Source organism: bacterium (assembly GCA_028821235.1).
Taxonomy (GTDB): domain Bacteria; phylum Actinomycetota; class Acidimicrobiia; order Spongiisociales; family Spongiisociaceae; genus Spongiisocius.
Genome location: JAPPGV010000078.1, coordinates 1 through 26,060, shown reverse-complemented (window position 1 = coordinate 26,060; position 26,060 = coordinate 1). Strand labels below are relative to the sequence as shown.

At 65.5% G+C, this 26,060-nt stretch carries 21 protein-coding genes and 1 riboswitch; of the genes, 8 read left to right on the top strand and 13 right to left on the bottom strand.

Annotated features, from left to right (window positions below; all coding sequences use genetic code 11):
• Positions 1 to 62: 62 nt before the first annotated feature.
• The 4 genes from OXK16_08590 to OXK16_08575 all read right to left on the bottom strand — a co-directional run bounded on the left by OXK16_08590 (position 63) and on the right by OXK16_08575 (position 3,403).
• A complete protein-coding gene (locus OXK16_08590; GenBank protein MDE0376003.1) occupies positions 63 to 503 on the bottom strand; it encodes a MaoC family dehydratase in 441 nt (146 codons plus the stop codon).
• 23 nt (positions 504 to 526) lie between these two features.
• Positions 527 to 1,285, bottom strand: a complete 759-nt coding sequence (locus OXK16_08585; protein ID MDE0376002.1) for an alanyl-tRNA editing protein — start codon at positions 1,283 to 1,285, stop codon at positions 527 to 529.
• 461 nt (positions 1,286 to 1,746) lie between these two features.
• The gene (locus tag OXK16_08580; protein ID MDE0376001.1) at positions 1,747 to 2,049 is read right to left on the bottom strand and encodes a WhiB family transcriptional regulator; all 303 of its coding nucleotides are present in this window, start codon (positions 2,047 to 2,049) and stop codon (positions 1,747 to 1,749) included.
• Positions 2,050 to 2,167: 118 nt separating this feature from the next.
• A complete protein-coding gene (locus OXK16_08575; protein MDE0376000.1) occupies positions 2,168 to 3,403 on the bottom strand; it encodes an acyl-CoA dehydrogenase family protein in 1,236 nt (411 codons plus the stop codon).
• A 197-nt stretch (positions 3,404 to 3,600) separates the two neighbouring features.
• On the opposite strand from OXK16_08575, the gene OXK16_08570 reads away from it, so the two are divergent.
• The gene (locus OXK16_08570) at positions 3,601 to 4,242 is read left to right on the top strand and encodes a GPP34 family phosphoprotein (protein ID MDE0375999.1); all 642 of its coding nucleotides are present in this window, start codon (positions 3,601 to 3,603) and stop codon (positions 4,240 to 4,242) included.
• 60 nt (positions 4,243 to 4,302) lie between these two features.
• Here OXK16_08570 and OXK16_08565 read toward each other — a convergent pair whose 3' ends face one another.
• Positions 4,303 to 4,491: a hypothetical protein gene (locus OXK16_08565; GenBank protein MDE0375998.1), complete on the bottom strand. Its 189-nt coding sequence runs from the start codon at positions 4,489 to 4,491 to the stop codon at positions 4,303 to 4,305.
• Positions 4,491 to 5,516 carry an MFS transporter gene (locus OXK16_08560; GenBank protein MDE0375997.1) on the bottom strand — a complete coding sequence of 342 codons (1,026 nt, stop codon included), beginning with the start codon at positions 5,514 to 5,516 and terminating at the stop codon, positions 4,491 to 4,493. The genes OXK16_08565 and OXK16_08560 overlap by 1 nt, the downstream gene beginning before the upstream one ends.
• Before the next feature lie 311 nt (positions 5,517 to 5,827).
• Between OXK16_08560 and OXK16_08555 the strand changes: the two genes are divergently transcribed.
• From OXK16_08555 to OXK16_08540, 4 genes are all read left to right on the top strand, one after another.
• A complete protein-coding gene (locus OXK16_08555) occupies positions 5,828 to 6,697 on the top strand; it encodes a flap endonuclease (protein MDE0375996.1) in 870 nt (289 codons plus the stop codon).
• A gap of 90 nt (positions 6,698 to 6,787) precedes the next feature.
• Positions 6,788 to 6,870: riboswitch (SAM riboswitch) on the top strand.
• Positions 6,871 to 7,202: 332 nt separating this feature from the next.
• The gene (locus tag OXK16_08550) at positions 7,203 to 7,757 is read left to right on the top strand and encodes an OsmC family protein (protein MDE0375995.1); all 555 of its coding nucleotides are present in this window, start codon (positions 7,203 to 7,205) and stop codon (positions 7,755 to 7,757) included.
• A gap of 23 nt (positions 7,758 to 7,780) precedes the next feature.
• The gene (locus tag OXK16_08545) at positions 7,781 to 9,034 is read left to right on the top strand and encodes an NAD(P)-binding domain-containing protein (GenBank protein ID MDE0375994.1); all 1,254 of its coding nucleotides are present in this window, start codon (positions 7,781 to 7,783) and stop codon (positions 9,032 to 9,034) included.
• A gap of 47 nt (positions 9,035 to 9,081) precedes the next feature.
• Positions 9,082 to 9,480 (top strand): cupin domain-containing protein, encoded by a 399-nt coding sequence (locus tag OXK16_08540; protein MDE0375993.1) that lies wholly within the window; start codon positions 9,082 to 9,084, stop codon positions 9,478 to 9,480.
• A gap of 30 nt (positions 9,481 to 9,510) precedes the next feature.
• Here the strand turns inward: OXK16_08540 and OXK16_08535 are convergent, their stop codons facing one another.
• The 6 genes from OXK16_08535 to OXK16_08510 form a co-directional block, all read right to left on the bottom strand.
• Positions 9,511 to 10,299, bottom strand: a complete 789-nt coding sequence (locus OXK16_08535; GenBank protein MDE0375992.1) for an alpha/beta hydrolase — start codon at positions 10,297 to 10,299, stop codon at positions 9,511 to 9,513.
• A 386-nt stretch (positions 10,300 to 10,685) separates the two neighbouring features.
• Positions 10,686 to 11,525 (bottom strand): alpha/beta hydrolase, encoded by an 840-nt coding sequence (locus tag OXK16_08530; protein ID MDE0375991.1) that lies wholly within the window; start codon positions 11,523 to 11,525, stop codon positions 10,686 to 10,688.
• An 811-nt stretch (positions 11,526 to 12,336) separates the two neighbouring features.
• Positions 12,337 to 12,582 carry a MoaD/ThiS family protein gene (locus OXK16_08525; GenBank protein MDE0375990.1) on the bottom strand — a complete coding sequence of 82 codons (246 nt, stop codon included), beginning with the start codon at positions 12,580 to 12,582 and terminating at the stop codon, positions 12,337 to 12,339.
• Position 12,583: 1 nt separating this feature from the next.
• Positions 12,584 to 14,866, bottom strand: coding sequence for a xanthine dehydrogenase family protein molybdopterin-binding subunit (locus OXK16_08520; GenBank protein ID MDE0375989.1), 2,283 nt, complete (start codon positions 14,864 to 14,866; stop codon positions 12,584 to 12,586).
• Between the two features lie 15 nt (positions 14,867 to 14,881).
• Positions 14,882 to 15,370, bottom strand: a complete 489-nt coding sequence (locus OXK16_08515) for a (2Fe-2S)-binding protein (GenBank protein ID MDE0375988.1) — start codon at positions 15,368 to 15,370, stop codon at positions 14,882 to 14,884.
• A 30-nt stretch (positions 15,371 to 15,400) separates the two neighbouring features.
• On the bottom strand, positions 15,401 to 16,261 hold the full coding sequence (locus tag OXK16_08510; protein ID MDE0375987.1) for a xanthine dehydrogenase family protein subunit M: 861 nt from the start codon (positions 16,259 to 16,261) through the stop codon (positions 15,401 to 15,403).
• A 231-nt stretch (positions 16,262 to 16,492) separates the two neighbouring features.
• On the opposite strand from OXK16_08510, the gene OXK16_08505 reads away from it, so the two are divergent.
• Positions 16,493 to 17,551 (top strand): Ldh family oxidoreductase, encoded by a 1,059-nt coding sequence (locus OXK16_08505; protein ID MDE0375986.1) that lies wholly within the window; start codon positions 16,493 to 16,495, stop codon positions 17,549 to 17,551.
• Between the two features lie 598 nt (positions 17,552 to 18,149).
• On the opposite strand, the gene OXK16_08500 is transcribed toward OXK16_08505, so the two are convergent.
• Positions 18,150 to 21,818, bottom strand: a complete 3,669-nt coding sequence (locus OXK16_08500; protein MDE0375985.1) for a hypothetical protein — start codon at positions 21,816 to 21,818, stop codon at positions 18,150 to 18,152.
• Positions 21,819 to 22,453: 635 nt separating this feature from the next.
• Here OXK16_08500 and OXK16_08495 point away from each other — a divergent pair.
• Positions 22,454 to 23,509, top strand: a complete 1,056-nt coding sequence (locus OXK16_08495) for a DNA cytosine methyltransferase (protein MDE0375984.1) — start codon at positions 22,454 to 22,456, stop codon at positions 23,507 to 23,509.
• Positions 23,506 to 25,503 (top strand): ATP-binding protein, encoded by a 1,998-nt coding sequence (locus tag OXK16_08490; GenBank protein MDE0375983.1) that lies wholly within the window; start codon positions 23,506 to 23,508, stop codon positions 25,501 to 25,503. The genes OXK16_08495 and OXK16_08490 overlap by 4 nt, the downstream gene beginning before the upstream one ends.
• Positions 25,504 to 26,060: the final 557 nt, after the last annotated feature.

Below are 26,060 nucleotides of genomic sequence, written 5' to 3'. Positions count from 1 at the left end.
GACTACGGGCCGGGCAAGCGGTCCTACACCCACCGGGACCTGGCGCTCGGCTGACCCCGGGCCTACACGACCAGCAGCACCAGCGTCTCGGCCACGCAGGCCGGTCTGGCGGACCCCTCCAACTCGATCGTGACCCTCTCCTCGAGGAGGATGCCGTTGGGCTTCTCCGACACGCCCGCTATCTCCCGGACCACCCGCACCCTCGAACCGACGGGGACCGGGCTGAGGAACCGCACCCGGTTGAGGCCGTAGTTGATGATCATCTCGAGTCCGGGGAGGTCGAGAACCGGGCCGATCCCCGGTATCAACGCCAGGGTCATGAACCCGTGGGCGATGGTGGCCCCGAACGGGCCATCGGCTGCCCGGGCGGCGTCCACGTGGATCCATTGAGGGTCCCGGGTGGCGGCGGCGAAGCTGTCGATGTCGGCCTGGGTGATGGTGTGCCAGTCGCCCACCCCGATGACCTCACCGACCCGAGCCTCCAGTTCCGCTCTGATACTCATCCGGCGCCCCGAGCGGCAGACTGCTAGGTGGACTCGTCTTCGAGGGCGACCCGGATGCGGCGGAACCCCCGGCCCTTCGACTGGACCTTGGTGATCCTCACCCGGCCGACCTCCTCGGTCGTGTTGACGTGGGTGCCGCCGTCCGCCTGGCGGTCCAGGCCCACGATGTCGATCACCCGGATCCGGCGCACCGAGGGCGGGATCAGGTTGACCTTGGTCCGGATGAGGCTGGGGTCGAGGTCGGCCTCCTCGCGGGGCATGAAGGACACATCCACCGGGAGATGCCGGGCGATAGCCTCGTTCAGCGCCTGCTCGACGGGATCCCGGTGGCTGGCGTCCCAGTTGGGGATCTCGAAGTCCAGGCGACCGTAACCGGGTTCCATGTTGCCGCCCGTCACCGGGCTCCGGAACCGCTCCCAGATCACCCCGCAGAGGGCGTGCAACGATGTGTGGGTTCGCATCAGCCGGTACCGGCGGTCCCAGTCGATCCTGCCGGTCACCCTGGTCCCCACCTTCGGCAGCCCGCCCTCGAGCCAGTGCCAGACGCCGTCCGAGTCCTGCTTGACCCCCACCACCTGGAGCCGGTCATCCCCGATGGCCAGCTCTCCGGCATCGACCGGCTGGCCACCCCCGCCCGGATAGAACACCGTCCGGTCGAGCAGCACCCGCCCATCGTCGGCATCGGTCGCCACCACCTCGGCCGCCATCTCGCGGGCATACGAGTCAACCGAGTAGATCCGCTCCGTCATGGCGCCAACGATACCCCGATCACGATCGGGCATCGCTCCCGCCCATCAGCCCGCCCCACCGTCCGGGAAGCACGACCCTCGCCCCATCGTCCCCCAGGTCGTCCGCCCCCGGGTTCAGGGGGAACAATTTTTCGCGTTCTACCGGGAAGGGCTTGAACGCGTCACAGCTTCGCTATACGTTGCCGATCGCCAAGCACCTACACCGGCCGATGTGAGATGAGACCGATCGGAACGGCCGGCCTGAGGGAACATCAAAAGGCTTATGGAGCGAAGGGCCGTCTCCCGGCATCCAGCCGGGCATGCCCCACCCCGCTCCAACAGGATGGGTGGTGGCGGGGGAGGGGCCCGGTGCGGAGTACCGTTTTTCGCGACTTTTGGCGCCTGGCGGTTCTTGAGGCAGAGGACGCCATATATGACGCCCTGTTCCTCAGGTTCGCCCGTGGCGATGGATCAACCGAACCCGGTCATCGGGGCGATTCCCGGTACGGGACGGGTCAGCCCGCTTCCCTCAGGTCCTTGAGCCACCGCTGCCGGAGCCGGCGCCGCTCGCCCGGGGTGGTGCCGCCCCAGATCCCCTCGGTCTGGTTGGTGCCCACCGCGTAGGACAGGCACTCGGACGCCACCGGGCATCCCTCACATACCTGCTTGGCTCGCCCCACGCCCACCACGTCGCCCGGATCGGGGAAGAAGATGTCCGGGTCGGTCGTCCGGCACGCCGCCTGGTCGCGCCACGACGCCCCACCCGCCGGGGGTTGGGTCGATGTGAGGATGAACGGTGTCGCGCTGCGACGCCCCACCCGCCGGGGGTTGGGTCGATGTGAGGATGAACGGTGTCGCGCTGCTTCTCATACCCCGTACAACAGCCGTCGGGCCTGACGTGTTCCTTGTTTCTGACACACGGTCGGCAAAGGACGGTCAGAAGGGATAGGGAGGGGGGACCTCACCCGGTTCGTAGCGGGCCAGTTCGCGGCGGGCCACCGCTCGGACATGCACTTCGTCGGGCCCGTCGAGGATCTGCAGGGACCGGACCTGCGCATAGAGGTGGGCCAGTGGGAACTCGTCCGACACCCCGGCGGCGCCGAACAGCTGGATGGCGCGGTCGATCACCAGCCTGGCCATCCGAGGCACGGCCACCTTGATGGCCGAGATCTCGACCCGGGCCTCACGGGTGCCCACCGTGTCGATCATCCAGGCGGTCTTCAACACCATCAGGCGAGCCTGTTCGATCCGGATCCGCGAATCGCCGATCCAGTCCCGCACCACACCCTGGTCCGACAGCAGCGACCCGAAGGCCTGCCTGGCCTGCGCCCGGGCGCACATCAGATCGAATGCCCGCTCGGCCATGCCGATCGCCCTCATGCAATGATGGATCCGTCCCGGACCGAGCCTGGCCTGGGCCATGGCGAAACCCCCGCCCCGCTCGCCCAGGAGGTTCGATTCCGGGACGCGGACACGGTCGAGATGGAGAGTCGCGTGACCTCCCCGGTCGTGATAGCCGAAGACCGAGGAGTCGTGCTCGACGGTCACCCCAGGACTGTCGAGCGGCACCAGGACCATGCTCTGGCGCCGGTAGGGATGGGCGTCCGGATCGGTCACCCCCATGACGATCGCCACCTTGCACCTCGGGCTGGCCGCCCCGGTCGAGAACCACTTGCGTCCACGGATGACGAGGTGATCGCCGTCCTTCGTGATGCGGGTGCGGATGTTGCGGGGGTCCGAGGAGGCGACATCCGGTTCGGTCATGGAGATGCATGAGCGGATGGCGCCGTCCAGGAGCGGATCGAGCCAGTGGCGTTTCTGCTCCTCCGTCCCGAACATGTGGAGGATCTCCATGTTGCCGGTGTCGGGCGCCGAGCAGTTCACCGCCTCCGGCGCCAGCAGCGGGCTACGGCCGGTGATCTCGGCCAGCGGTGCGTACTCGAGGACCGACAATCCCGCCCCCCGGTCCGGATCGGGCAGGAACAGGTTCCACAGTCCCCTGGAGCGGGCTTCCGCCTTCAACTCCTCCATGATCGGCGGATGGTGGTGGGGGTCTCCCGCAGCCGCCATCTGCTCTGCATAGACGGACTCGGCGGGGTAGACCGTCCCGTCCATGAAGTCCAGCAAGGCGGACTGCAGCCGCTCCACTCGCGACGAGAATTCGAAGTCCACCGGTTGCGCATCTCCTCGGGCGATGACCGAGAACGTTAGCCACCCTGCGGTCCGCCTCGAGGGGACGCCGAGAGCGGGTCGCCGCGTCCCCTGACCGCGAACCCGGACCCGCTACACTTGGCAGGTACGGGGTCGGATGTTCAGGCGGACAGCCGAGCAAGACCCGACTTCTTGCCAACCCGCTAGGGGGTGACCGCATGTTGAGATTCGTGGAGGAGATCCTCCTTCTCCTACTCCGTGACGAGGACGGCAAGTTCTATCACGTTTCCCGCTTCGCGATGGACCGCGCCATCGCCGGAGCCGTACTCATGGACCTGGCCATGGAGAACCGCATCGACACCGACCTCGAGGACCTGCTCCTGATCGATGCCGACCCCACGGGCGACAGCCTGCTGGACCCGACCCTGGCCATGATCGCCGCCGGGGAGAAGCGCAACGCCCTCTACTGGGTGGAGCAGGTCGCTCGGAGCTCCGACGAGATCCGGGAAGATGCGTTGACACGGCTGGTGGAGCGGGGGATCCTGGAACGACAGGAGGATTCCTTCCTCTGGGTGTTCCGCTCGCGGCGCTACCCGGCTGTTGACGGCGAGGCGGAGCGCGAGGTCAAGCTGCGGATCATGGGTGTCCTGTTCAGCGACGAGATCCCCGACCCGCACGATGTGGTGCTCATCTGCCTGGCCGACGTGTGCGGCATCTTCAAGCTGCTGCTGTCCAAGCAGGAACTGGATCAGGCCGCGTCACGGATCGAGCAGGTGCGGAAGCTGGACCTGATCGGCCAGGCCGTGGCCCAGGCCATCCACGAGATCGAGATATCGATCGCCTCGGCGGTGATGTTCTAACCCGGCCGGGACTCACCGGAGCGGAAGGACCGTCTCTCCGAAGACGGGTAATCCGCGGGCTCAGGACTTGGCGGGTCTCGAGGAGGACTTGACGACCCGGCGCCCGGGACGGGCCCAGAGGCTGTAGACGACCAGCACCGAGCCGAAGGCGGCCAGGGCGTAGCGTGTGGTGATCGCCTCCCCGAGAGCGCCGAGCACGAGCGTACCGATCGGGAAGAGACCGCCCCAGGCCAGCACGAACAGGCTCATCACCCGTCCCCGCTTGGACTCGGTGCCAGGGTCTGGACCAGGGTGGTCAGGCAGGTGAGCAGGAAGAAGTTGAGTCCGCCCCCCACCGTCACGAGGACCCCGGCCGCCCAGACCGTCCGGGTCAGGCCGAACAGCCCCTCAACCACCCCGAAGGCCACCGCGCCCCAGGTAATGGTGGCCATGTTGAGCGACAACCGGCCGCTCCCGGCCGCGAACGCGCCGAGCATGGCGCCGAGACCGACCAGCATGATCAGCCTCGTGAAGGTCTGGTCGTTCCCGCCTAGCGTGTCGTAGACCACAACCGGGAGCAACGCCATGTATGAGGTGCCGAAGACAGTCACCATGGCGGCCATGGCCAGCGCCTTCATGATGGTGGGACGTTCCCGGACGTACTCGATTCCCTGGCGCATCCGACCGAAGACGCCGAGCGTGTCCTGCTCGGGCTGGTAGGGCCGTAGCGTGATCATCGAGATCGCCACCGCTCCGGCCAGGGCCGCCACCGCCCACAGCGCGAACGTACCTCCCGGTCCCCAGAGGGCCAGGATCGGCCCGGCCAGCGCCGGCCCACCGATGCGGGCCAGGTTCAGCCCGATCGAGTTGATCGACACCGCGCTCCGCAGGTCCTCGGACGGGACCGAATTGGCCACCGCCGCATGGTTGATCGGGATGGAGAACGCCAGCCCTACCCCGAACACGAGGGCGAAGCCGAACATCATCACGATCGAATCGGCCCGGCCGGTGATGACCAGGTAGCTGATGACCGCAGCCGCGATGCCCATGCTGGCCTGGTTCACCACGATGAGCCGCTTCCGGTCGAGGCGGTCGACCACGACGCCGACGAAGGGGGCGACCACCAGCATCGGGATGGAGCTGAAGAACGACAGCAGGCCCAGCATCCACGGGCTGTTGTCGGTCAGGCGGGCCACCATCAGCTGGAAGGTGAGGAAGCCGATCCAGAATCCCGCCCGGTAGAAGAGCAGGCCCGACCACAGGACGGTGAAACTGCGATGCCGGAAGGCTTTCATGACCGATGCCGAGCCTCTATTGCCAGGTGATCTCCGCCTCCCGGGCAGGGCGCGTCGCAGGCGGGCAACAGCACGGAGAGTTAAACGAGGTTGCAAACCGGATTCCATCCGTAAACAAGAACACCCGCCACCGTGACAGCGACGGGAGACGGCCTCCAGACTAGTGGCCATGAGGGTGGACCTCCGCGATATCCCACCGCGGCAAGGCTGGCGCGGATCTGCCGCTCCGCGACTAGGCCACCCGAATCCCGACGATCCTCGTTAAGGGCCTGCTGGGTGTTTTGCTGTGCATCGCCTAGCCTGTCCACGTCGTGAACCTTCACCTGCTGGACGCCACCTACGAGCTGTTCCGGGCCTATTTCGGGTATCCGAGGCGGGCTGCTCCTGACGGGATGGAGGTCGGCGCCGTCTACGGGGTGCTCGACTCCACGATCCGCCTGCTCCGCGAGGACGGGGTCACCCATCTGGCCGCCGCCACCGACGCGGTCATCGAGTCCTTCCGCAACGACATCTTCCCGGGCTACAAGACGGGCGAGGGAATCGAGCCGGAGTTGCTGGCCCAGTTCCGGCTGGCGGAGGAGGCGCTGGAGGTACTGGGCGTGACCGTCTGGGCCATGCGGGACTTCGAGGCCGACGACGCCATCGCCACGGCCGCCCACCGCTGGATGGACGATGTGGAGCGGGTGGTCATCCTCAGCCCCGACAAGGACCTCATGCAGTGCGTGATCGGGGATCGGGTGGTGACGTTCAACCGCCGGGAACGCAAGCGTTATGACGAGCGCGGGGTGGTGGAGAAGTTCGGCGTCCGTCCCGGCTCCATACCCGATTACCTGGCGCTGGTGGGTGACGCCGCCGACCGGGTTCCCGGGATTCCCGGCTGGGGCGCGAAGTCCAGTTCCACCCTCCTGGCCAGGTACGGCCACATCGAGGACATCCCGGGATCGCCCGGCGGCTGGGACGTGAAGGTCCGGGGCGCCGCCCGGCTGTCCGCCAACCTGGAAGCCGCCCGGCCCGAGGCTGCCCTCTACCGGACGCTCACCACCCTCCGCCGTGACGTGCCGCTGGCCGAGGACCTGGACGATCTTGAATGGCGCGGCGCCAACCGATCACGTTTCTTCGAGCTGTGCGACCGGCTCGGTTTCGGCGCCATCCGCACCCGGCCCGGCCGCTGGCGGAGCTAGCCACCGACCACCGCGCCCCTCCACCGACCACCGGGTCCCGAGGTCTTTGACATCCGTCACTTCGTATGGTCTAATTCTGCCGTTACAACGCGCTCATCCAGAGCGGTGGAGGGACAGGCCCTTTGAAGCCGCGGCAACCGACATGAGCGGTGCCAATGCCTGATCGATGAGACTGCCGAGGCGGGATTCCGCTCGCGGCGCTCAGACGAGCGCGTACAAGCGAGAGGAGACTGTCACACATGGATTGCCTGCACTTCAAGCCTCCAGCATCGAGCAGGTGCATGTGTTGTCCAGGCTCCCGGGTGATCCACCCGGGCGGTCCTGGCAACCGCCCGTAACCGACGCCACCACCCGGGAGCCAACAGGCACGACCGGCCACGCGTCCTCGACTCCGGACCTGTGATCGACGATCCAGGATCAACAGGGACGGACCAGACCCGAGCTTGGGTACAGAACGCAAGCAACCAACCCGTATCCACGGGAAACACGAAGGAGAAGAACAAAAATGAGCACTGGTGACATCAACGGAGTCGATACGGCTCACCTGTTGTTCGCGCGGGGAGTGGTCGGCGACACCCCGGCCGCCGGCGACTACACCTGGAGGGCCTCGAACGAGTGGGTCCACGGAACCCACAGCAAGACGAAGATCGATGGCTACTTCGGCCTGGGCGAGGAGCGCAGCCACAAGGGGAACTACGAGTTCGAGGCCGACCATCCGCTGGAGTTCAACGCGGCGGACAATGCCGCCACTCCGGTGGAGATCGTGCTGGCGGGCCTGGCGAGCTGCCTGACGGCGGGTGTGGCCGCGGTGGCCGAGAACCGCGAGATCAAGCTCCGCTCGGTGAAGGCCACGCTCGAGGCCGACATGAACATCGGGGGCATCCTCGGATCCGACCCCGATGTCAGGAACGGATTCAACGACGTCCGGGTCAACTACGAGATCGACGCCGACGACACGAGCGAGGCCGATCTCGAGGCGCTGGTGGCGCAGTCCCAGAAGATCTCGGCGGTCTTCGACATCATGACCAATCCCACCAACGTGACCGTAAGCGTCGGCTGAGACGTCCGATCCGGAGTCATCGGATGCGTACCACCACCGTCGTCATCGGAGCCGGGCACAGCGGCTTGGCGGCGAGCTACTTCCTGTCTGCTCGAGGCATCGACCATGTGGTCCTGGAGCGGGGTGAGGTGGCCAACACCTGGCGGACCGAACGCTGGGACTCGCTGCGGCTGCTGACCCCCAACTGGCAGGTCAGCCTGCCCGGCTTCGCTTACGACGGTGACGATCCGGACGGCTTCATGACCGTGACGGAGTTGGTGGGCGTCATCGCCCGGTACGCCCGGTTGGTGAACCCACCTCTCCAGACGCGCACCACCGTCACCTCGGTCCGCCCGGACGGTGACGGTTACGAGGTGGTGACCGACCGCGGCGTGTGGCGGTGCCGGTCGGTGATCCTGGCCAGCGGGGGCTTCAACCTGCCCAAGGTGCCCCCCATCGCGGCCGCCCTCCCCGACTCGGTTCGTTCCGTCACCCCGCACGAGTACCGCCGCCCCTCCGATATCGAAGATGGAGGGGTGCTGGTGGTGGGGGTGTCCGCCACCGGCATCCAGCTCGCCGAGGAGATCCATCGATCCGGGCGTCCGGTCACCGTGTCCGTGGGCGAGCACGTCCGCATGCCCAGGATCTACCGAGGTCGCGACATCCGGTACTGGATGGACGTGACCGGCGTCTCGGACGAGCGCTACGACGAGGCGGACGATGTCCACCGCGCCCGCCAGGTTCCCTCGCCCCAGCTGGTCGGATCCCCGGAGCGCAAGTCGCTCGATCTCAATGCCCTGACCGACCAGGGGGTTCGGATGGTGGGCCGCCTGGCCGGGATCAGGGGCGGTAAGGCCCAGCTGTCGGGATCCCTCCACAACAAGGTCACCCGCTCCGACCTCAAGATGAACCGCCTGCTGACCACCATCGACGAGTGGGTCACCGAGAACGGGTTGGACGGCCGGTACGATCCGCCGCATCGATTCGAGCGCACCCGGCTGGAGGATTCCCCGCCGCTGCTGATCGATCTGGACGGGGAGAACATCCGCACCGTGCTGTGGGCGACCGGGTACCGCCCCGACTACTCGTGGCTCCACGTTCCGGTGCTGGACTACAAGGGCCGGATCCGCCACGACGGCGGCGTGGTGACCGACTCCCCGGGCCTGTACGTGATCGGGTTGAACTTCCTGCGCCGCCGCAAGTCCAGCTTCATCCACGGCGCCGAGGACGACGCCCGCGACCTGGTGGATCACCTGGCCGCCTATCTGGACGCCCGGGTGCCGGTGGGAGTCGGCTGACCCGATCGACGGAGCCGGCGTCAGGACGCGAGCGAGGAGGTAGGCGGATGGATTACGAGCCGGGAACGCCGATCGTGATCACCGAGGCGGAAGGGGTGGGCCTGACCACTCCCGAGCCGTTCGTGCGCCACGTGAAAGCACTGCTGTCCCCCCTGCTCCAGCCGGGCATCGGGGACTTCGCCATTGGCACCTGCGAGGTACCGCCCGGCCAGAAGGGGAGCCTGCACACGCACGCGGACGCCGCCGAGATCTGGATGTTCTCCGAGGGCGAGGGCAGGGCCACGGTTGGCGACCGGGAGATCGTCACCGGTCCCGGCACCGTCGTCTTCACGCCTCCCGGAGTCAGCCACCAGTTCTTCAACACCGGCGACACCCCGGTGAAGCTGTTCTGGATGTACAGCCCGTCGGGCGCGGAGCGGGACGTCATCGACGCCTGCTTCAGTTAGGTCCTGAACCGGCGGGCGCGTCGGTCCTGGTTAGCCGCCCAGCACTTCCTTGGCGAAGGCGGCTGCCGATGCGTTGAACCGCTTGGAGATCGCCGCCTCCGGAGCCATCGTCTGGTATCCGTGGGGGCCTCCCTCGGCGGTCTCCAGGGTCACGGGAACGCCTGCCTCTTCGAGCCTGCGGCCGTATTCGAGGTTCTCGTCCCAGAAGAGGTCGAGGTCGCCGACGCCGATCCATGTCGGCGGCAGGCCCGCCAGGTCGGATCGGCGTGCCGGTACTGCATATTCGGGAACGGTTTCACCGCCTGGTTCGGTGCCGAGGTAGCTGGACCATCCGAAGTGGTTGGAGCCATTCGTCCAGAGAATATGCTCCCTACGTCCGATGTCGGTCCTCACCGCGGTGCGGTCGTCAAGCATCGGACAGGCAAGCAACTGGCCGGCCACAAGGACGCCTTCGTCATGGAGGCGTTGCGTGAGCGCCGCGGCGAGTCCTCCGCCTCCGCTTTCGCCGGCAATCAAGATCCTCCCGGGATCGAGCCCTTGGTCTGCGCCGTGGTCGAGGATCCACTGCACTGCGGCTCTGAGGTCGTCCAGACCTGCCGGGAAGGGGTTTTCGGGCGCCAGCCGATACCCGGCTGCGACGACTGCGCAGTCGAAGCTTCGGCAGAAGAGAGCTCCCCACCGGTCTTCGGTCGTGTTGTTTCCCGCGATATACCCGCCGCCGTGAATCCAGAACACCACTGGCACCGCCCCGGTCGAATCGGAGCGGCGGTGGATGCGTATGGTCTTGGTCGTCCCCGGGGTCGGGATGTCTTCAGACACGAGACCATCCATTGATGTCTTGGGCATCAACATCTTGTCGAATCTGCGCGACAACTTCATGAGGATGGGGCCGGTTACCAGCCGCTTTGGCATCTTGCGATAAGCCTTCCGAACTTCAGGATCGATCACACTCACGCCGAACACCTCTTTCTGCCCGAACCGATCGATGAAGCCTACCGCCCGCGCCCACCCCTCCTACGAACCTAAGGCTTAGGACGCGCCACAGCGCGCCACGAGCCTAAGGCTCAGGGTGGAGCGTGCCGATGTCACGAACCTAAGGCTTAGGACACGCCACAGCGCGCCACGAGCCTAAGGCTCAGGGCGGAGCGTGCCGTCATCGAAGCCGACTTCAGTTAGGCCCCGAGCGGCCCCCGTGTGGGTCTGAGTTAACCGCCCAGCATTTCCTTGGCGAAGGCGGCTGCTGAAGCGTTGAACCGTTTGGAGATCGCCGCCTCCGGAGCGATCGCCTGGTATCCGTGGGGACCTCCCTCAGCGGTCTCCAGGGTCACCGATACGCCTGCCTCTTCGAGCCTGCGGGCGTACTCCATGTCCTCGTCCCAGAAGACGTCGAGGTCGCCCACGCCGATCCATGTCGGAGGGAGGCCGGCCAGGTCCGATCGACGTGCCGGTACTGCATATTCGGGCGTGGTGTCGCCGCCTGGTGCCGTGCCTAGATAGCTGGACCATCCGAAGTGGTTGGAGCCGTTTGACCAACCCAGATGCTCCCTGCGTCCGATGTCGGTCCTCGCCGCGGTGCGGTCGTCGAGCATCGGGCAGGCAAGCAGCTGGCCCGCCATGGGGACGCCTTCGTCGTGGAGGCGCTGGGCGAGTGCGGCGGCAAGTCCTCCGCCTCCGCTCTCGCCGGCAATCAGGATTCTCTCAGGGTCGAGCCCGTGGTCTGCGCCGTGGTCGAGGACCCACTGCACTGCGGCTCTGAGGTCGTCCAGAGCGGCGGGGAAGGGATGTTCGGGCGCCAGCCGGTACCCGGCTGCGACGACTGCGCAGTCGAAGCTCCGGCAGAAGAGAGCTCCCCACCGGTCCTCGGTTGTGTTGTTCCCCACGATGTACCCGCCGCCGTGTATCCAGAACACCACCGGCACCCCACGGGCGGAGTCCGAGCGCCGGTAGATGCGCATGGTCTTCGTCGTCCCCGGGGTCGGGATGTCTTGGAACACGAGTCCATCCATCGATGTCTTAGGCAGGAAAAACGCGGTGAATCTGCGCATCACTTTCATCATGACGGGGCCGATCACCATCCGCGGCAGTTTGCGATAAGCCTTCCGAACTTCAGGGTCGATCACACTCACACCCACTCCTCACGCTGGCCGAACCGATGGATCAACCCTACCGGTCGCGCCCACCCGATGAGCGACCCGTTCACCGGTGGCCCGACTCATCCCTACAGCTCGGCTGTGAACCTGAGGTTTAGGGCGTCATGGGTGGTGCTGTGTGCCTGAGGTTCGGGGGCTGTGATGTTCTCGATGCACAGGGCGTCATGGGCGGTGCGGTGTTCCTGAGGTTTAGGGCGTCATGGGTGGTGCTGTGTGCCTCAGGTTCGGGGGCTGTGATGTTCTCGATGCACAGGGCGTCATGGGTGGTGCGGTGTTCCTGAGGTTCAGGGCGTCACCTGTGGTGCCCTGTGCCCAAAGTTCGAAAGTCGCGAAAACCGGTGCTCCGCACCGGGCCCTCCCCCGCCACCACCTGTCCTGGCTTGGAGCGTGGTCGGCCATGCCCGGCTGGCTGCCGGGAATCGGCGCTTCGCTCCATTGAGCTTGTTGTGTTCCCTCGGTCCGGCCGTTCCGATCGGTCTCGCCTTATCGGCCGGTGTAGGTGCTTGGCGATAGGCAACGTATGTCGGGCGTGTGACAGATTTGACCCTTGCCGGCGATAACGCGAAAAAACGATCGCCATCGGTCCGGGAGGAAGGTCGAGTAGCAGCGTTGCGTCGCCCCGGCGCAGGCGGTCGCCATGTCCTGGCGGCTCTAGTCCGGCTGGCCGTATCAGGACTGACCTTCACCGGCTTGAGGTGGGCTGGGGTCAGCCGCCTCCGATGGGCGGAAGGAAGTGGACCTCGGCACCCTCGGGCACAGGCTCGTATAGGGCATCGGTCATGATCTCGCCGTCGATCGCCACCGCCATCCCTGACCCCAGATGCTCCCCGAGGCCGGGAAACCGCCGGTCCAGGGCGTTGATCAGCGAGCGCACCGTGGTGGCCTCGACCTCGACCTCTCCGACCCCTCCGGTGTAGCGCCGCAGCGCCGATCCGAAGATCACCCGGGCCATGTCAGCCGCCGTTGGCGCCGATTGCCTCCAGCACCTTCACCGGCGACATGGGCAGCTCGCTCATCCGCAGGCCGGTGGCGTCGTGTATGGCATTCGCCACCGCCGCCATGGGGGGCACGATGCCCACCTCGCCCACGCCCCGTACCCCGTAGGGATGGCCCGGATTGGGCACCTCGACGATCACCGTGTCGATCATCGGCAGGTCGGAGGCGACCGGCATCCGGTAGTCCAGGAATCCCGGGTTCTCCATGGTCCCGCCGGTGTCGAAGATGTACTCCTCGTTGAGCGCCCAGCCGATTCCCTGGGCCACGCCGCCCTGCATCTGTCCTTCGACATAGCTCGGATGGATGGCCCGCCCCGCATCCTGGGCGGTCATGTACCGGAGGATCTTCACGGCGCCGGTCTCGGGATCGACCTCCACGTCGCACACCTGGGTCGAGAAGGCGACCCCTGCTCCCCGCGCGTTCACGGCGGCGCTGGCCGTGACCGGGCCGCCCGTCCCGGCGGCGCCGGCGGCCAGGTCCCTGGTGGTCATGGGCGCCCGGTCCCCGGAGACGTGCTGGGCCCGTCCGTCCACCCACTCGACCTCCTCGACATCGACGTCCCAGACCTTGGCGGCCCGGGCCCGCAGGTCGGTGACCACCTTGCGGCAGGCGTCTATGACCGCCAAGCCGGTGGCGTGGGTGACCCGGCTTCCTCCGGTGACGTCGGTGTAGCCGACCGATTCGGTGTCGCTGACGATGGGGGTGATGTCGTAGACGTCGATGCCCAGTTCCTCCGCGGCCATCAGCGCCATCGAGGCCCGGCTCCCGCCGATGTCGGGGCTGCCGGTGAGCACCGAGGCGGTCCCGTCCTCGTTGATGTGGACCGTGGCGCTCGAGCTGCCCCCGAAGTTGAACCAGAAGCCGCTCGCCACCCCCCGGCCCTGGTTGGGCCCGAGCTCGGTCGAGTACTGCGGATGGTCCCGGACCGCCTCCACCGTCTCCTTGAAGCCGATCCGCTTGTAGACCGGGCCGTATACGGACCGCACACCTTCCTCGGCGGCGTTGCGGAGCCGGAGCTCGAGCGGATCGATGCCCAGCTGCTCCGCGACCTCGTCCAGCAACGTCTCGGAGGCGAACGACGCCATCGGCGCTCCGGGCGCCCGGTAGGCGGCCACCTTCGGCATGTTCACCACCACGTCCAGGCCCTCCAAGAGCACGTTCTCGATCGCGTAGGGGGCGAAGGCGCACATGCATCCCAGGCTCACCGGCGAGCCCTTGAAGGCGCCCGCCTGGTAGGCCATGGAGCCCTCCACCGCGGTCAGCGTGCCGTCCCTGGTGGCGCCCACCTTGAGACGTATCTTGGACCCCGAGGTGGGACCGGTGGCGCGGAACACCTCGTCGCGGGTCATGACGATCTTGACCGGGCGGCCGGCCTTCTGCGACAGCCGGGCCGCCACCGGCTCCACGTACACGGTCGTCTTGCCACCGAAGCCCCCGCCGATCTCGGCGGGTATGACCTTCACCCGGGACGGCTCCCATCCGAGCAGTTCCGCCGTGTGGGACCGCACCATGAAGTGGCCCTGGGAGGAGCAGAAGACGGTGGCCTTGCCGTCCTCACCCACGTCCGCCACCACCGCATGGGGCTCGATGTAGCCCTGGTGGACCGGCTGGGTCACGAATTCCCGCTCCACTATCACGTCGGCCTCGGCGAAGCCCTTCTCGATGTCCCCGCGGTCGATCACGTAGCGTGAGGCTACGTTGGAAGGCTCGTCCGGGACCGGATCCACCCCCTCGGTGATCAGGTCATCGTGGAGGATTGGCGCGTCGGGCGCCATGGCCTCGGACACGTCCAGCACGTGGGGTAGGACGTCGTAGTCGACCTCGATGGCCGCCAGCGCCGTCAGTGCCTCCCGGCGGGAGGTGGCGGCCACGGCGGCCAGCGCATGGCCCTCGTAGAGGACCTTGTCACGCGCCATCACGTTGCGGCACAGGTCCCGGGGGTCGTAGTACTCCTCCCCGCTCCCTTCCCCGCCGGACTCCAGCATCGGGAAGTCGGCGCCCGTGACTACCGCCTTGACGCCTTCCATCGCCTCGGCCGCCGAGGTGTCGACGGAGAGGATGCGGGCGTGGGCATGGGGAGACCGGAGCACGGCTCCGATCAGCATCCCGGGCAGGTTCAGGTCGGCGCCGTACCTGGCCCGGCCGGTCACCTTGTCGAGCCCGTCGTGGCGGACCGGACGGGTCCCGACCCACTTGTATCCGGGCTGGGGATCGGTGGTGGGGGTAGCGGTAACTGTCACGCCTTCTCCTTTGCCCTATGAAGCCGGGGCGGCTTCTCCCATACGGTCGGCCGCGTCCAGGATCGACCGCACGATCTTGTCATAACCCGTACACCGGCAGAGGTTGCCGGCGACGGCGTAGCGCACTTCTTCCTCGGTGGGATCCGGGTTGCGGTCCAGTAGCGCCTTGCCGGCCACCAGGAAGCCGGGGGTGCAGATCCCGCATTGCAGGGCCGCTCCCTCCAGGAAGGTCTCCTGGAGCGGGTGGAGGCCGTCCGGGCCGGCCATGCCCTCGACCGTCTCGATCGTCGCCCCCTCCGCCTCCGGGGCGAAGACCAGGCAGGAACAGTTGAGCCGTCCGTTGAGGATGACCGAGCATGCCCCGCAGTCACCGGTGGCGCAGCCCTCCTTGACTCCCATCAGCCCGACCACGTCCCGCAGGGTGTCCAGGAGGGTCTGATCCTCCTCGCAAAGGAACTCGGCGGGGTCGCCGTTGATGGTGCAGGTGACGTGCGTTCTGCTCATACGGGGTTCCTCACTGGTGCGGGCGCTTCATCAGCCGGTCCGGGCGGCGCGGTCGGCGGCCAGCTTGAGGGCCCTCACCGCCAGCACTCCGGCCACCTGCCGGCGGTACGCCTTGGTGCCGCGCTTGTCGTCGATCGGGTTGCAGACCGCCGAGGCCTCCGCCGCCACCCGCTTCAAGGCGTCGTCGGTGAGCGCGTGGCCCACCAGGATGTCCTCCGCGGCCGGAACCATGACCACCGTGGGCGCTACGGCTCCTAGGGCGACCGACACCTCCTGGCACCGTCCCGCCTCATCCAGCGTGAGCCGGGCCCCGGCGCCGACCACCGCGATGTCCATCTCGGTGCGGGGGATGAACCGCAGGTACGCATCCGCGGTCCGGGGCGGGGGACGATCGAACACCAACTCGACCAGGAACTCTCCCGCCGCCAACGAAGTGCGGCCGGGGCCGGTGGCCACCGATGCCGCCGGGATGGTCCTCATCCCCTCGGGTCCGGCGATCACCGCCCGACCGTCGTTCACCACCATGGCAGGTACCGAGTCGGCGGCCGGGGAGGCGTTGCACAGGTTGCCGCCCAGGCTGGCGCGGCTCTGGATCTGATCGGATCCGATCAGGTTCGCCGCTTCCACCAGGCCCGGCAGCTCGGCGACCAGGTCTTTCTCCTCGCCCAGCCGTGCCGAGGGGGTGGCGGCGCCGATCACCCACGTATTCCCTTCCCGGCGGAGGTCGGTCAGCCGATTGATCCGCTTCAGATCGACTGCTACCCCGGGCTCCGGCCGGCCCATCCGCAGCTGGGGAATGAAGTCGGTAGCGCCGGCGTACACCTGGGCAGCAACCGCGCCGCCTAGGACCGAAACGGCCTCTTCGATGGATGTGGGGGCGACATATCTCATGGCACAACCGAACTCGTAGCTCCTCTTCCGGCGGGCTGGCAAAGCACTCTCGAGCCCCCGGAGGACGGCCCGCAGGGTAGCAGGCATGCGTGACTCCAAGCATGGCGCGAGCCAACCGGCGCACTCCCGCCGCCACGGCCGTTTCGCATCCACACCACTAGCGTTGCGGCTGGCAATCGCGGCACACCAATCGGGTACGAGCCCCCGCCGCCGGACCGAAAGGACACCTGCATGTGGAAGGTCTCACCCACCCGGCTCGAGGACACATGCACCGCGATAGTGCGGGCGACCGGAGCGCCCGGCGCCGACGCCCGGCTGGTGGCGGAGCACCTGGTCGAGAACGACGTCATCGGCCACCATTCCCACGGGGTCATCCGGTTGTGGGACTACATCGAGTGGACTCATAGCGGCGATCTGATCCCGGGCGCCCGTCCCCGGATCCTCGGCGAGACACCCACCACCGCCCGGGTCGACGGTGGCTGGAACTTCGGCCAGGTGGTGGCCACCTTCGCCACCGGCCTGGCCATCGAGAAGGCCCGGACGGCCGGGGTCGGCGTTGTGACCATCCGGAGGGTGAAGCACATCGGCCGCCTGGGCCGCTACGCCGAGCAGGTGGCCGGGGAGGGGCTGGTGTCGATGATCTTCACCAACGGCGGCGGCCACGGGATCAACCAGGCGCCGTTCCGGGGCACGGAGCGGAAGCTGTGCTCCAACCCGATAGCCATGTCGGTGCCGTCCCGACTGGCCGGACCCTTCCTGCTGGACATGGCCACCTCGGTGGCGGCGGAGGGCAAGGTGCGGGTGTACAGGGCGCGGGGAACGCCCACGCCCACCGGCTGGATCCTCGACTCCGACGGCAATCCGACCACCGACCCGGAGGACTTCGCGAGGGGTGGGGCGTTGCTCCCGCTCGGAAGAGACGAAGGACACAAGGGCTACGCGCTCGCGTTCATGGTGGAACTGCTGGCGGGGGTGATGTCGGGCGGGGGTATCTCGGGCGATCCGGGCCGTTCCTTCAGCAACGATTCGATGATCATCGTGATCGATCCCGAGCTGTTCGTGCCCATGGCCGAACTCGAGGAGCGCTCCCTCACGCTCACCGAGCACCTCAAGGACACCCGGCTGGCCGATGAGTCGCAACCGGTCCTGTATCCGGGGGAGAAGGAGGCGGAGGCGAGGCGCGCCAATCGGGAACGCGACATCGAGTTGCCCGACCCGGTGCGCCAGCAGCTCCTGGCAATGCTCCAGCGGTTCTCGCTGCCCGAGGCCGAGCTGGTCTCCTCCGGTTAAGGCGAGGTGGGCCCACCTGGATTTGAACCAGGGACCTCATCCTTATCAGGGAGGGTAATCTCGCAGTTGAGAGGGCTATTCTCTTGGCTGTGTCCCACAAACCGCCCCACAGTCGATCAGGGACGACTAACCAATCCTCTAACGGTTTCGACCGGCGAGATCTGCGCAACATTCGGCTGGCCATGACAGGGGCCATACCGACCGAAGCCTACACGTCCGCGGTCCAGGCCCAATCCACTGGTAGAGGAGGGCCCTCAGCGGTCGCGACGTAAGACCACTGGGAACTGAAAGGCTCGAGTAGCCCGACGTCTACATGAACGAGGGGTGGGGATGGACGACGCCGATCATCAGAGGCGCGAGTGTGCGGAGCGGGCCCGAACGCTCGGACTGCTCGTTGTTGAGCCCTCCGCGTCTCTAGTGGCGGAGTTGAGGTCCTCTATCGGGTCGCGTCGACCCTGGTAGTAGGTTCCCACCCAAGTGCCGTGTGGGTCCGTGGCCAACAGGTCGAATGCCCCACCAATACGAACCGGCTATAGGACCAAAACGACGTCAATGCTCCAAATGCTCACTCCAGTACGAGTCTCGGAGTGTTCTGCCTCTATGAGAGACCTATGAGGGTCGATATGGCGGCGTCAGGGTCGACTTCCCACTCTAAGGCGAGGTAGCGGGCACCCGTCATGATGTGCAACTCATCAGTTTGTACGCCTTGGAAGACCCCAGCTGCGATCTGCTCCGCGTAGCTTGCCCCGGCGTGTTGACCCCGGAGTTCCGTTCGCACCTGTTCTTCTAAGGCTTCTACCACGGCTACCAGTTGGTCGGTTAGGGGATCCGATGGCCATTCGCGGAGCTTCCTGTGTGCTGTCTTGAACCGTGACGCTGCTTTGTCTAGGGCGGCGCGAATCTCCTCGTGGTTCCGCTGGCCTTCTGGAAGATGGCGGATCCCCGAAAGGGTCTGAAGCGCGCCTTGGGCTTCTTCGAACGTGTCAGCCAGGGCGCTGGGAGCTGGTTCGGGAAGTATGGCTGCCCAGTCGCCGAGCTCGGCGCGTGGCAAGAGAGATAGATTCAGTTGCATCGACAAGCTCGGCACCGTATTCCCCTCACGAATCGGCACCAGCAGGTAGGTCTCATCACCAGGCCGCTCAGCTTCCAAGACCGCCGCCAGTCGCTCAACCGCGTTGGGCCATCGGGTGAGCGATCCGAGTTCGACGGTGATCGCGTACTCGACGACACCACGGTAGGGCTGGCGATACAGCACATTGGTGTTGACGCCCGCGGTGTTGCACACTTTTCGGAGCGCCTCTCGACGAGATCGGATACGGCGCTGTTGTTGGCGCCTGCTCGTACGGGCTGCCCGCTCGAGTGCACCCTGCGCCGATCCGGATCGTGCGCTATTGAACACCCTCGCGATGCCGTTGCCACCGGTCGCAAGTTCGCTGACAACAGAGTGGATGTCGGAGAGGACTTCTACGAGCCGGTCAAGACTCGGAGGATGTTCATCAATGTCCAGCACGGCCCAGGGCTCGTTTTGGGCATCTGCGAGATCCTTCTCAATCACCGTGGCGGAGATGTACGCGGCCAATTGTCTGTACTGGTCTGGCGCGGAGAGTCTGGGGAAGATGTTGCCGGTCAGGGCAAGGATGAGAGCGGACAGTGGATCGTTGGTCATCGCGGGCGCTTGCTCCGAGATTGCCGTGTCGCCGAGTTCGCCGGTTCCCAGTGGTGGCCTAAGCGACCGGCCGCTTTCGTGGAGTTCGTCGATCTTCTCGGCGAGGTCGCGGGAATCGAGACAGTGGGGCTTGCTGGTAACCAACCGAGTGCCAACTTCGTGGGCCAGTTCCGCTGCCTGGTCGAGGAGCGGCAGTGCCTTGGCCAGTCGGGTGGTGTCGGTTTCCCCGAGGAGGGTGACCGCTGCTCGGATGCGGGCCTGGTTCCAGGCGAGGTCGGTCACCGAATAGTCGTACTGGCGTTGGAGATGGCTGACTCCGTGGGTGAAGTTCCCGATGTTCAACTTGTGACCGCCCGGTGCTAGGGCTTGGATGTCGACGGATTTGATGCGGGGCAGGCATCGGAGCAGGAGTCGTCCGAGTGCCACGACTTCTTTCTGGGCGTCCTGCACGGCGTCGGAGACGTGGAGTAATCTGCCGAACGCGACTGGCCCGTCTTCTCCTTCCCTTACTTCAAGTTCTGTTATCCAAGGATTGTGGGTCCGTATCCGGCGTAGGACAGCACTCTCGCCGCCGATCAGGCTGACCAGATGGTCGGCGACTGTTGGATGGCAGGACCGAGCGGCCGCCACGCACTCCGCTAGTTGATCGACAGGTACCGAGCGTAAGGCCTCGGCGAGTGGCGAGTCATGTTTCAGGGTGTGCCTTATAGCCGCTGCCAGGATGGTGCTGCAACTCTCCAAAACAGCGAACACATCTGTGGCCTCCGAGACCGCACCCATGGACGCCATGCTCTGGGCGAGTGCGTGCTCTCCGACGGTGGACACTAGGTCGTTGTGGGGTCTCGTCGCTGGTACAGCATTCATTGCTTCCTGCACTTGTCGCATCTCGGCCGGGATGAGGCTAGGAACCGGGATACGTACCGACGTGTAGTAGAAGAGCGTCGGGCGAGCCGACTCGGGTACCTGATGCGCGTCGGCAATCTTCGCCCATGCTTTGGCGACTTCGTAGAAGTCGGCCAAGCGAAGGCCGTACACGTACCCTGCGAACCGTGACGCGCTTAGGGGCTCGCTAAAGGCAGTACTGATCACGGTGTGCCTAGCCGAGGGTTCATCTCGTAGCAGGTTCGCTACGAAACGATGCAGGTCGGTGTCCGGAACGACTCCTAGAACCTTGTTGACGGTGCTGTGGAGATCCGGCGGCGGCTGCTGGTGGATGACTTCGCTAATTGCTTCCGACCGGAGTCGGTGCAGACCCGACACCCAACCGTTTCGCTCGACGACCAGCTGCTCGTCGATGAGTCGGCAGTTCGCCTTGCGTAGCTCGAAGTCCCCGACCCCACAGACCGCCGCGAGACCTGAGGTGGAAATGGACACGGTCCATCGGTCGGCGACCGCGACGAGGCTCAACACTTCCAGTTCAAGGCGACGGTCTTCAGCGATGCGCCACCGTACCTGTTCACCGATGACTTCCCGAAGCCTCCGGCCGCGTGTCAGCATGTGCGTGAACTCGAGAGTGAGGCCTTCTGAGTCACGGTACGCTTCCTTCCAGTGCGGGCTGGTGGTCGCGCCGCGACGCACGAGGCCCTTGAAAATCGTCTCTGCTGCGGTTTCGTCAAGTCGTACCGTCACCGTGGCGCAGCCCGACAGGTCGCCCAGGGACATGAGATCCTCCGAACGTGTACTTGCTGCCAAGAGGACACCGGGAACGGCGGCCGCCTCGGCGCGTAGACAGTCCCAACCATCCAGACCATCGGTTCCGGCAGCGTCGACCAGAAACCCGACCGGCGCCTCCGGGCTGGCCCGGTAGGCCCGGGCGAGGCGGATCAGGGCAGGAGCTTCCTCGCCGGTGAGGCGACGTACCCGGTACCACAACACATCGGGCCGCGCCCACGGCACCGTCCAAAGGACCGCGCTCTTCCCTACACCGGACGGCCCGGTGACAACAACAGCCGACCGTTCGGCCAGCCCCGACAGAACCTGGTCCATAACGTCAGGACGAGGAACGACCAGACCGGCCGCTACGTGGTGCGGCTGGGTTGCTACGCCCTCGTAGAAACTGTCGTCCGGCTGCGCCGCCACGCTGTAGTCGAGCGTCTCGCAGATACCCTCCCGCACAGCAGACTCGAGCGAGTCGACGTCGACCTGGTCGGCGGTGGCGTGGATAGCAGCAACGATGTCCGTCTTCGTGAGACGACAACGGTCCTCGTGGTCAGTGCTTGCGTTGGCGTCGGAAGCGTCCGCAACCACAGTACGAAGTTGGCGGGCCACCAGACACAAACCGGAAGGTGGGAGATCGACAAGACCTCCGATCAAGTCAGCTGTCTCCTCTTCTACCTCATCCCAACTGACGCCCACAACCGCGGTAGAGGACAGCAGCGTATCAATCTCAGGCTGGTCCAGTCCTCGCTGGCGCCCGGCACGGACAACTTCTGCACGGAGGGGGGAATCGGCCGACAATGCATCCGCCAGCGGCCGGTCGAAGCAGCCCAGACCGTGCTCGTTCTTGACACCATGTTCAAGAACGACCACCAAGGCCGATCCGTCATCCAGATCCTCCTGCTTCTCCCATGAGTCGAGGATGTGTCTGGTCGCCTCACCCACGGGGAAACGGTCACGATGCGGGAGCCGTGACTTGATCTGGACATGTCGGGCATCTGGGCCTTCCAATGACATGTCCTCGAAACCCTCGGGCACCAACGAGTCAACAACAAGACGGCCCGACACTACATGCACAGCCAGCCACGCCCCAACCAAGTCCTGGAAATGAAACCCCCGCCCAGCCCGCGCGCCGGCCCTCCGCAACGCCCACGACGAGTACAGGACCTCACCATCTCCACCATCCCCGTTCGTTCCAGAACCCGGCGTTTCGACGGGGCTGGCAGTCGCTGGCCGCGTCCCGGTGGACCGGCGACGGCCACGCCGGTTCCGTCCCCTCTTCTTGTTATTGGCCACGACACCCGATTCTGCCAGCAACAGGCTCCGGACCAATCCGGAGTTAGTTGACGAGGCGCTTCCCCTGAGCCTTCGTGTGAGTCCATTTTGCCCACCACATCACCGCGGATCTTGTCGCGACTGCCATGTCAAAGGTGAAGCACCGGGCTAGCAGCGCAAGAACCGCATAGTCGGGCCTACGTATCAATGTCGGCCTCGTCCACTAACTCTGGCCAAGAAGCCTCGGCAGGCTCTTATAGGACTAGACGTCCGGCCTGCGCGCCAGCCCGGCTAGGGTACGCGGCATGGCGGCTGCCACCGAATCTAGTTGCCCAGCCGTAGTTGATCTCTTCTGTGGCGCAGGGGGACTCTCTTACGGGTTGCAAAGAGCTGGCGTGAGCGTGGTGGCTGGAATCGACATCGACCCGCTCTGCCGTCATCCCTTCGAAGCGAACGTCGCAGCCTCGTTCCACGAACTGGACATCGCTGAGGTGTCGGTAGAGTTTGTTGCGTCACTGTATCCGGATACCGGCCCTCGGGTGCTTGCTGGTTGCGCTCCCTGTCAACCGTTCTCGTCCTATACCAGGGGTGGGGACATCGGTGGCGGGCAATGGGGCCTGCTTGACAAGTTCGGCGCGCTCGTCGCCGAGCTCAAGCCGGAAGTGGTCACGATGGAGAATGTCCCACGCCTGACCAGCCGCTCCGTGTTCGAGCGGTTCCTTTCTGTTCTCCGGGACGCCGGCTACCAATACACACACAGGGTCGTTCGATGCGCGGCGTATGGAGTCCCCCAGACGAGGTCGCGCTTGGTGCTCCTGGCTTCACAACTGGGGCGAATCGATTTGGATGCTCCGACCCACCCGGATAGCAGATGGGTGACTGTGCGAGACACTATCGGTCACTTGGGGTCGATATCGGCTGGCGGTGCCGACACCTCTGACGCTCTGCACAGAGCGAGCGGCCTCTCCGAACAGAACCTCCGGCGCATACGCGAGGCGAAGGCTGGCGGAACCTGGCGCGACTGGGACGAGAAGCTGCGGGCCCCCTGCCACACCAGGCCCAGCGGTCGCACCTACCCAGGTGTCTATGGGCGGATGGAGTGGGACCGTCCCGCTCCAACCATCACCACCCAGTTCCATGGCTTCGGGAACGGACGTTTCGGCCATCCCGACCAGGATCGCGCTATTTCCCTTCGGGAGGGAGCACTGCTTCAGACCTTCCCAGCGGACTACTCGTTCGTTCCCGAAGGGACCATCGCGAAGATAGGCCCTGTCGCTCGCCTCATCGGGAACGCTGTACCCGTGAAGCTGGGCGAGACGATCGGAAGGTCGATCATGGATCACCTGAAGGAGAAGTCGTGAGCAGCGACCCCACGTATCAGATGACCGTGAGCCTGAACGTGCTCCGGCATCTGGGCCTAGGGCTGTACTCGAACGTGGCTGCCGTTCTCTCGGAGGTGGTTGCCAATTCATGGGACGCGGACGCGGAGCACGTTCGGATCTCCATTGATGTGTCTGAGGGCCGGGTCGTGATCGAGGACGACGGGCACGGAATGACGATTGCGGATGCGAATCAGAAGTACTTGCACGTCGGATACGAGCGGCGGAAGGTCGCGCCTTTAACCCCGCGGTTCGAGCGACCGGTCATGGGACGGAAGGGAATCGGGAAGTTGTCCCTCTTCTCAATAGCCCGAACGGTCCGCGTCGAGAGCGTTGCCGGTGGCGAGAAGCACGGTTTCGTCATGGACGCGGAGGACATTGAAACCGAGATCCGGGACGGCGGGGAGGGGCGATACGAGCCTGATCCTGTTGCGAGTACGGAGATCGCCCTCGATAAGGGTACTCGTATCACCCTCACGAACATGAAGCGTAAGCTTCAGTGGACGGGTCGAGCGTTGAGGAGGCGCCTAGCCCGGCGGTTCAGCATCATCGGGGCAGAGCATCGGTTCGCCATCACACTCGACGGAGAACCGATAACGGCTACCGACCGCGAGTACCAGGACAAAGTCCAGTACATCTGGACGTTCGGTGACAAAGGCAACCGCGTGGCCAGCACGGCCAGCAACCTCGAGAACCAGGAGAAACGCTCCGGTGAGTTGGAAGGGCATCCCGACTGGGTGATAGACGGTTGGATCGGAACGGCTTCCATGGCGGGGCAACTCAAGGACACGGAGACATCCGAGAGCATCAACAAGCTGGTAGTCCTCGTGCGCGGCAAGCTGGCTCAGGAGGACATTCTGGAAGAGTTCGGTGAGGGTGGCCTCTACACTAAGTACATGCTCGGCGAGATCCATGCCGACTTCCTTGATCTGGACGACGCGGAGGACATCGCCACCACAAGCCGGCAGAAGCTCATTGAAGAAGACCCCCGCTACCAGGCCCTCAAAGCCAAGCTGCGGGATGAGTTGAAGCATGTCCAGGGTCGATGGACCAAACTGCGCAGGTCGCAGGGGACGAAGCAGGCCGTCGTCTACCCGGGGATACAGGAGTGGTTCACAGAACTGGACCCCGACCAGAAGGTCGCAGCCCGGCGGCTGTTCGGTCGAATCAACGAGTTGCCGATTGAGGGCGAGTCCAACAAGCGACAACTCGTCGTAAGCGGTGTCCTCGCTTTCGAGAGCCTCAAGCTGCGGAACATGCTCCACAGGCTCGATGAGATCTCGACCCAGAACCTTGATGTCCTGCAGCAGGTGTTCGTCCAACTGGACGACCTGGAGGCAAGCGCCTACTACCAGATAGCGAAGGAACGCCTACGGATCATCCGCAAGCTGACGGGCCTTGTGGACGAGAACGCTAAAGAGCGGGCGATGCAGGAGCATCTTTACAAGCACCTATGGCTGCTAGACCCCTCCTGGGAGAGAGCGACTCACACTGAGCATATGGAGAAGAGCGTCACGACCGTACTCGACGAGGTGTGCGATAAGCTGACCGAAGAGCAGAAGCGCGCCCGGGTCGATGTCAAGTACAGCACTACCGGGAACAAACACGTCATCATCGAACTCAAACGCGCGCAGAAACGCATCAGTACCACTGCCCTGAACGAGCAGATATCAAAGTACTACACCGCCGCTGAGAAGATACTCGGCGCCGCCGGACGCCGTAACGAACCAGTGGAGATAGTCGTTGTCGTCGGAAAACGGCTTAGCGACTGGGACGAGACCGATACGAGCGAGCAAAGGTCCCGAGAAATGCTTGCCGCGTCCCGAGCAAGGGTCGTCATGTATGACCAACTGATAGACAACGCCCTGCAGGCCTACCAAGACTACGTAGATCGCGCCGAAGAGGCAGGCCGGGTGTACAGGCTGGTCCAGAGGATCTCGGAACAAGACGTAGACGCGCTCAGCCCGACCGCCTGACACCGGACGACGGGTCACACGCGAAACCAGCCCCACTGGGCTATCCCTGCTAGCCACCCTCTTCCCCGCACTCCCCCTTCTGTTGCGTGCCGCATGCTCATGACAGAGACGCAACCGACCTGCCAGCGGCCAACAGGTCCAGGACCTTGCGGCGGAACTCGGGTGGATATCGATATGGCATGAGATCCCTCCTTTTCGGGTCAGCACACCACCAATTCAAATATCACTCATAGTGGTGGGTGCCCCGTTTCTTGGGTGGCCACTGCGATGATGTGGCTGGCCCGTTGGACCGGGGGGCGGGTCTGACCCAATTGAAATCTGGCGTGTGGAGTGCCTTTTTGGGGATCTGTCGGCCTGTCCCCCGGTCCGGGGGCGGGGTTTCGGCTTGAAGCGGATGTGACCTGATAGGGGCCTTGGTTGGCTTCCAGCATCGTGAGTGTACTGTCCGCCGCTTTGGCCCGAAACCCTCTTTGAGGCAAGAACGTAGTCCATTGGGAGGTGGGTTGAGGTTGACCCGCTTTGGTGGACACTCGAGGACTTGGGACGATGGTCCCGGG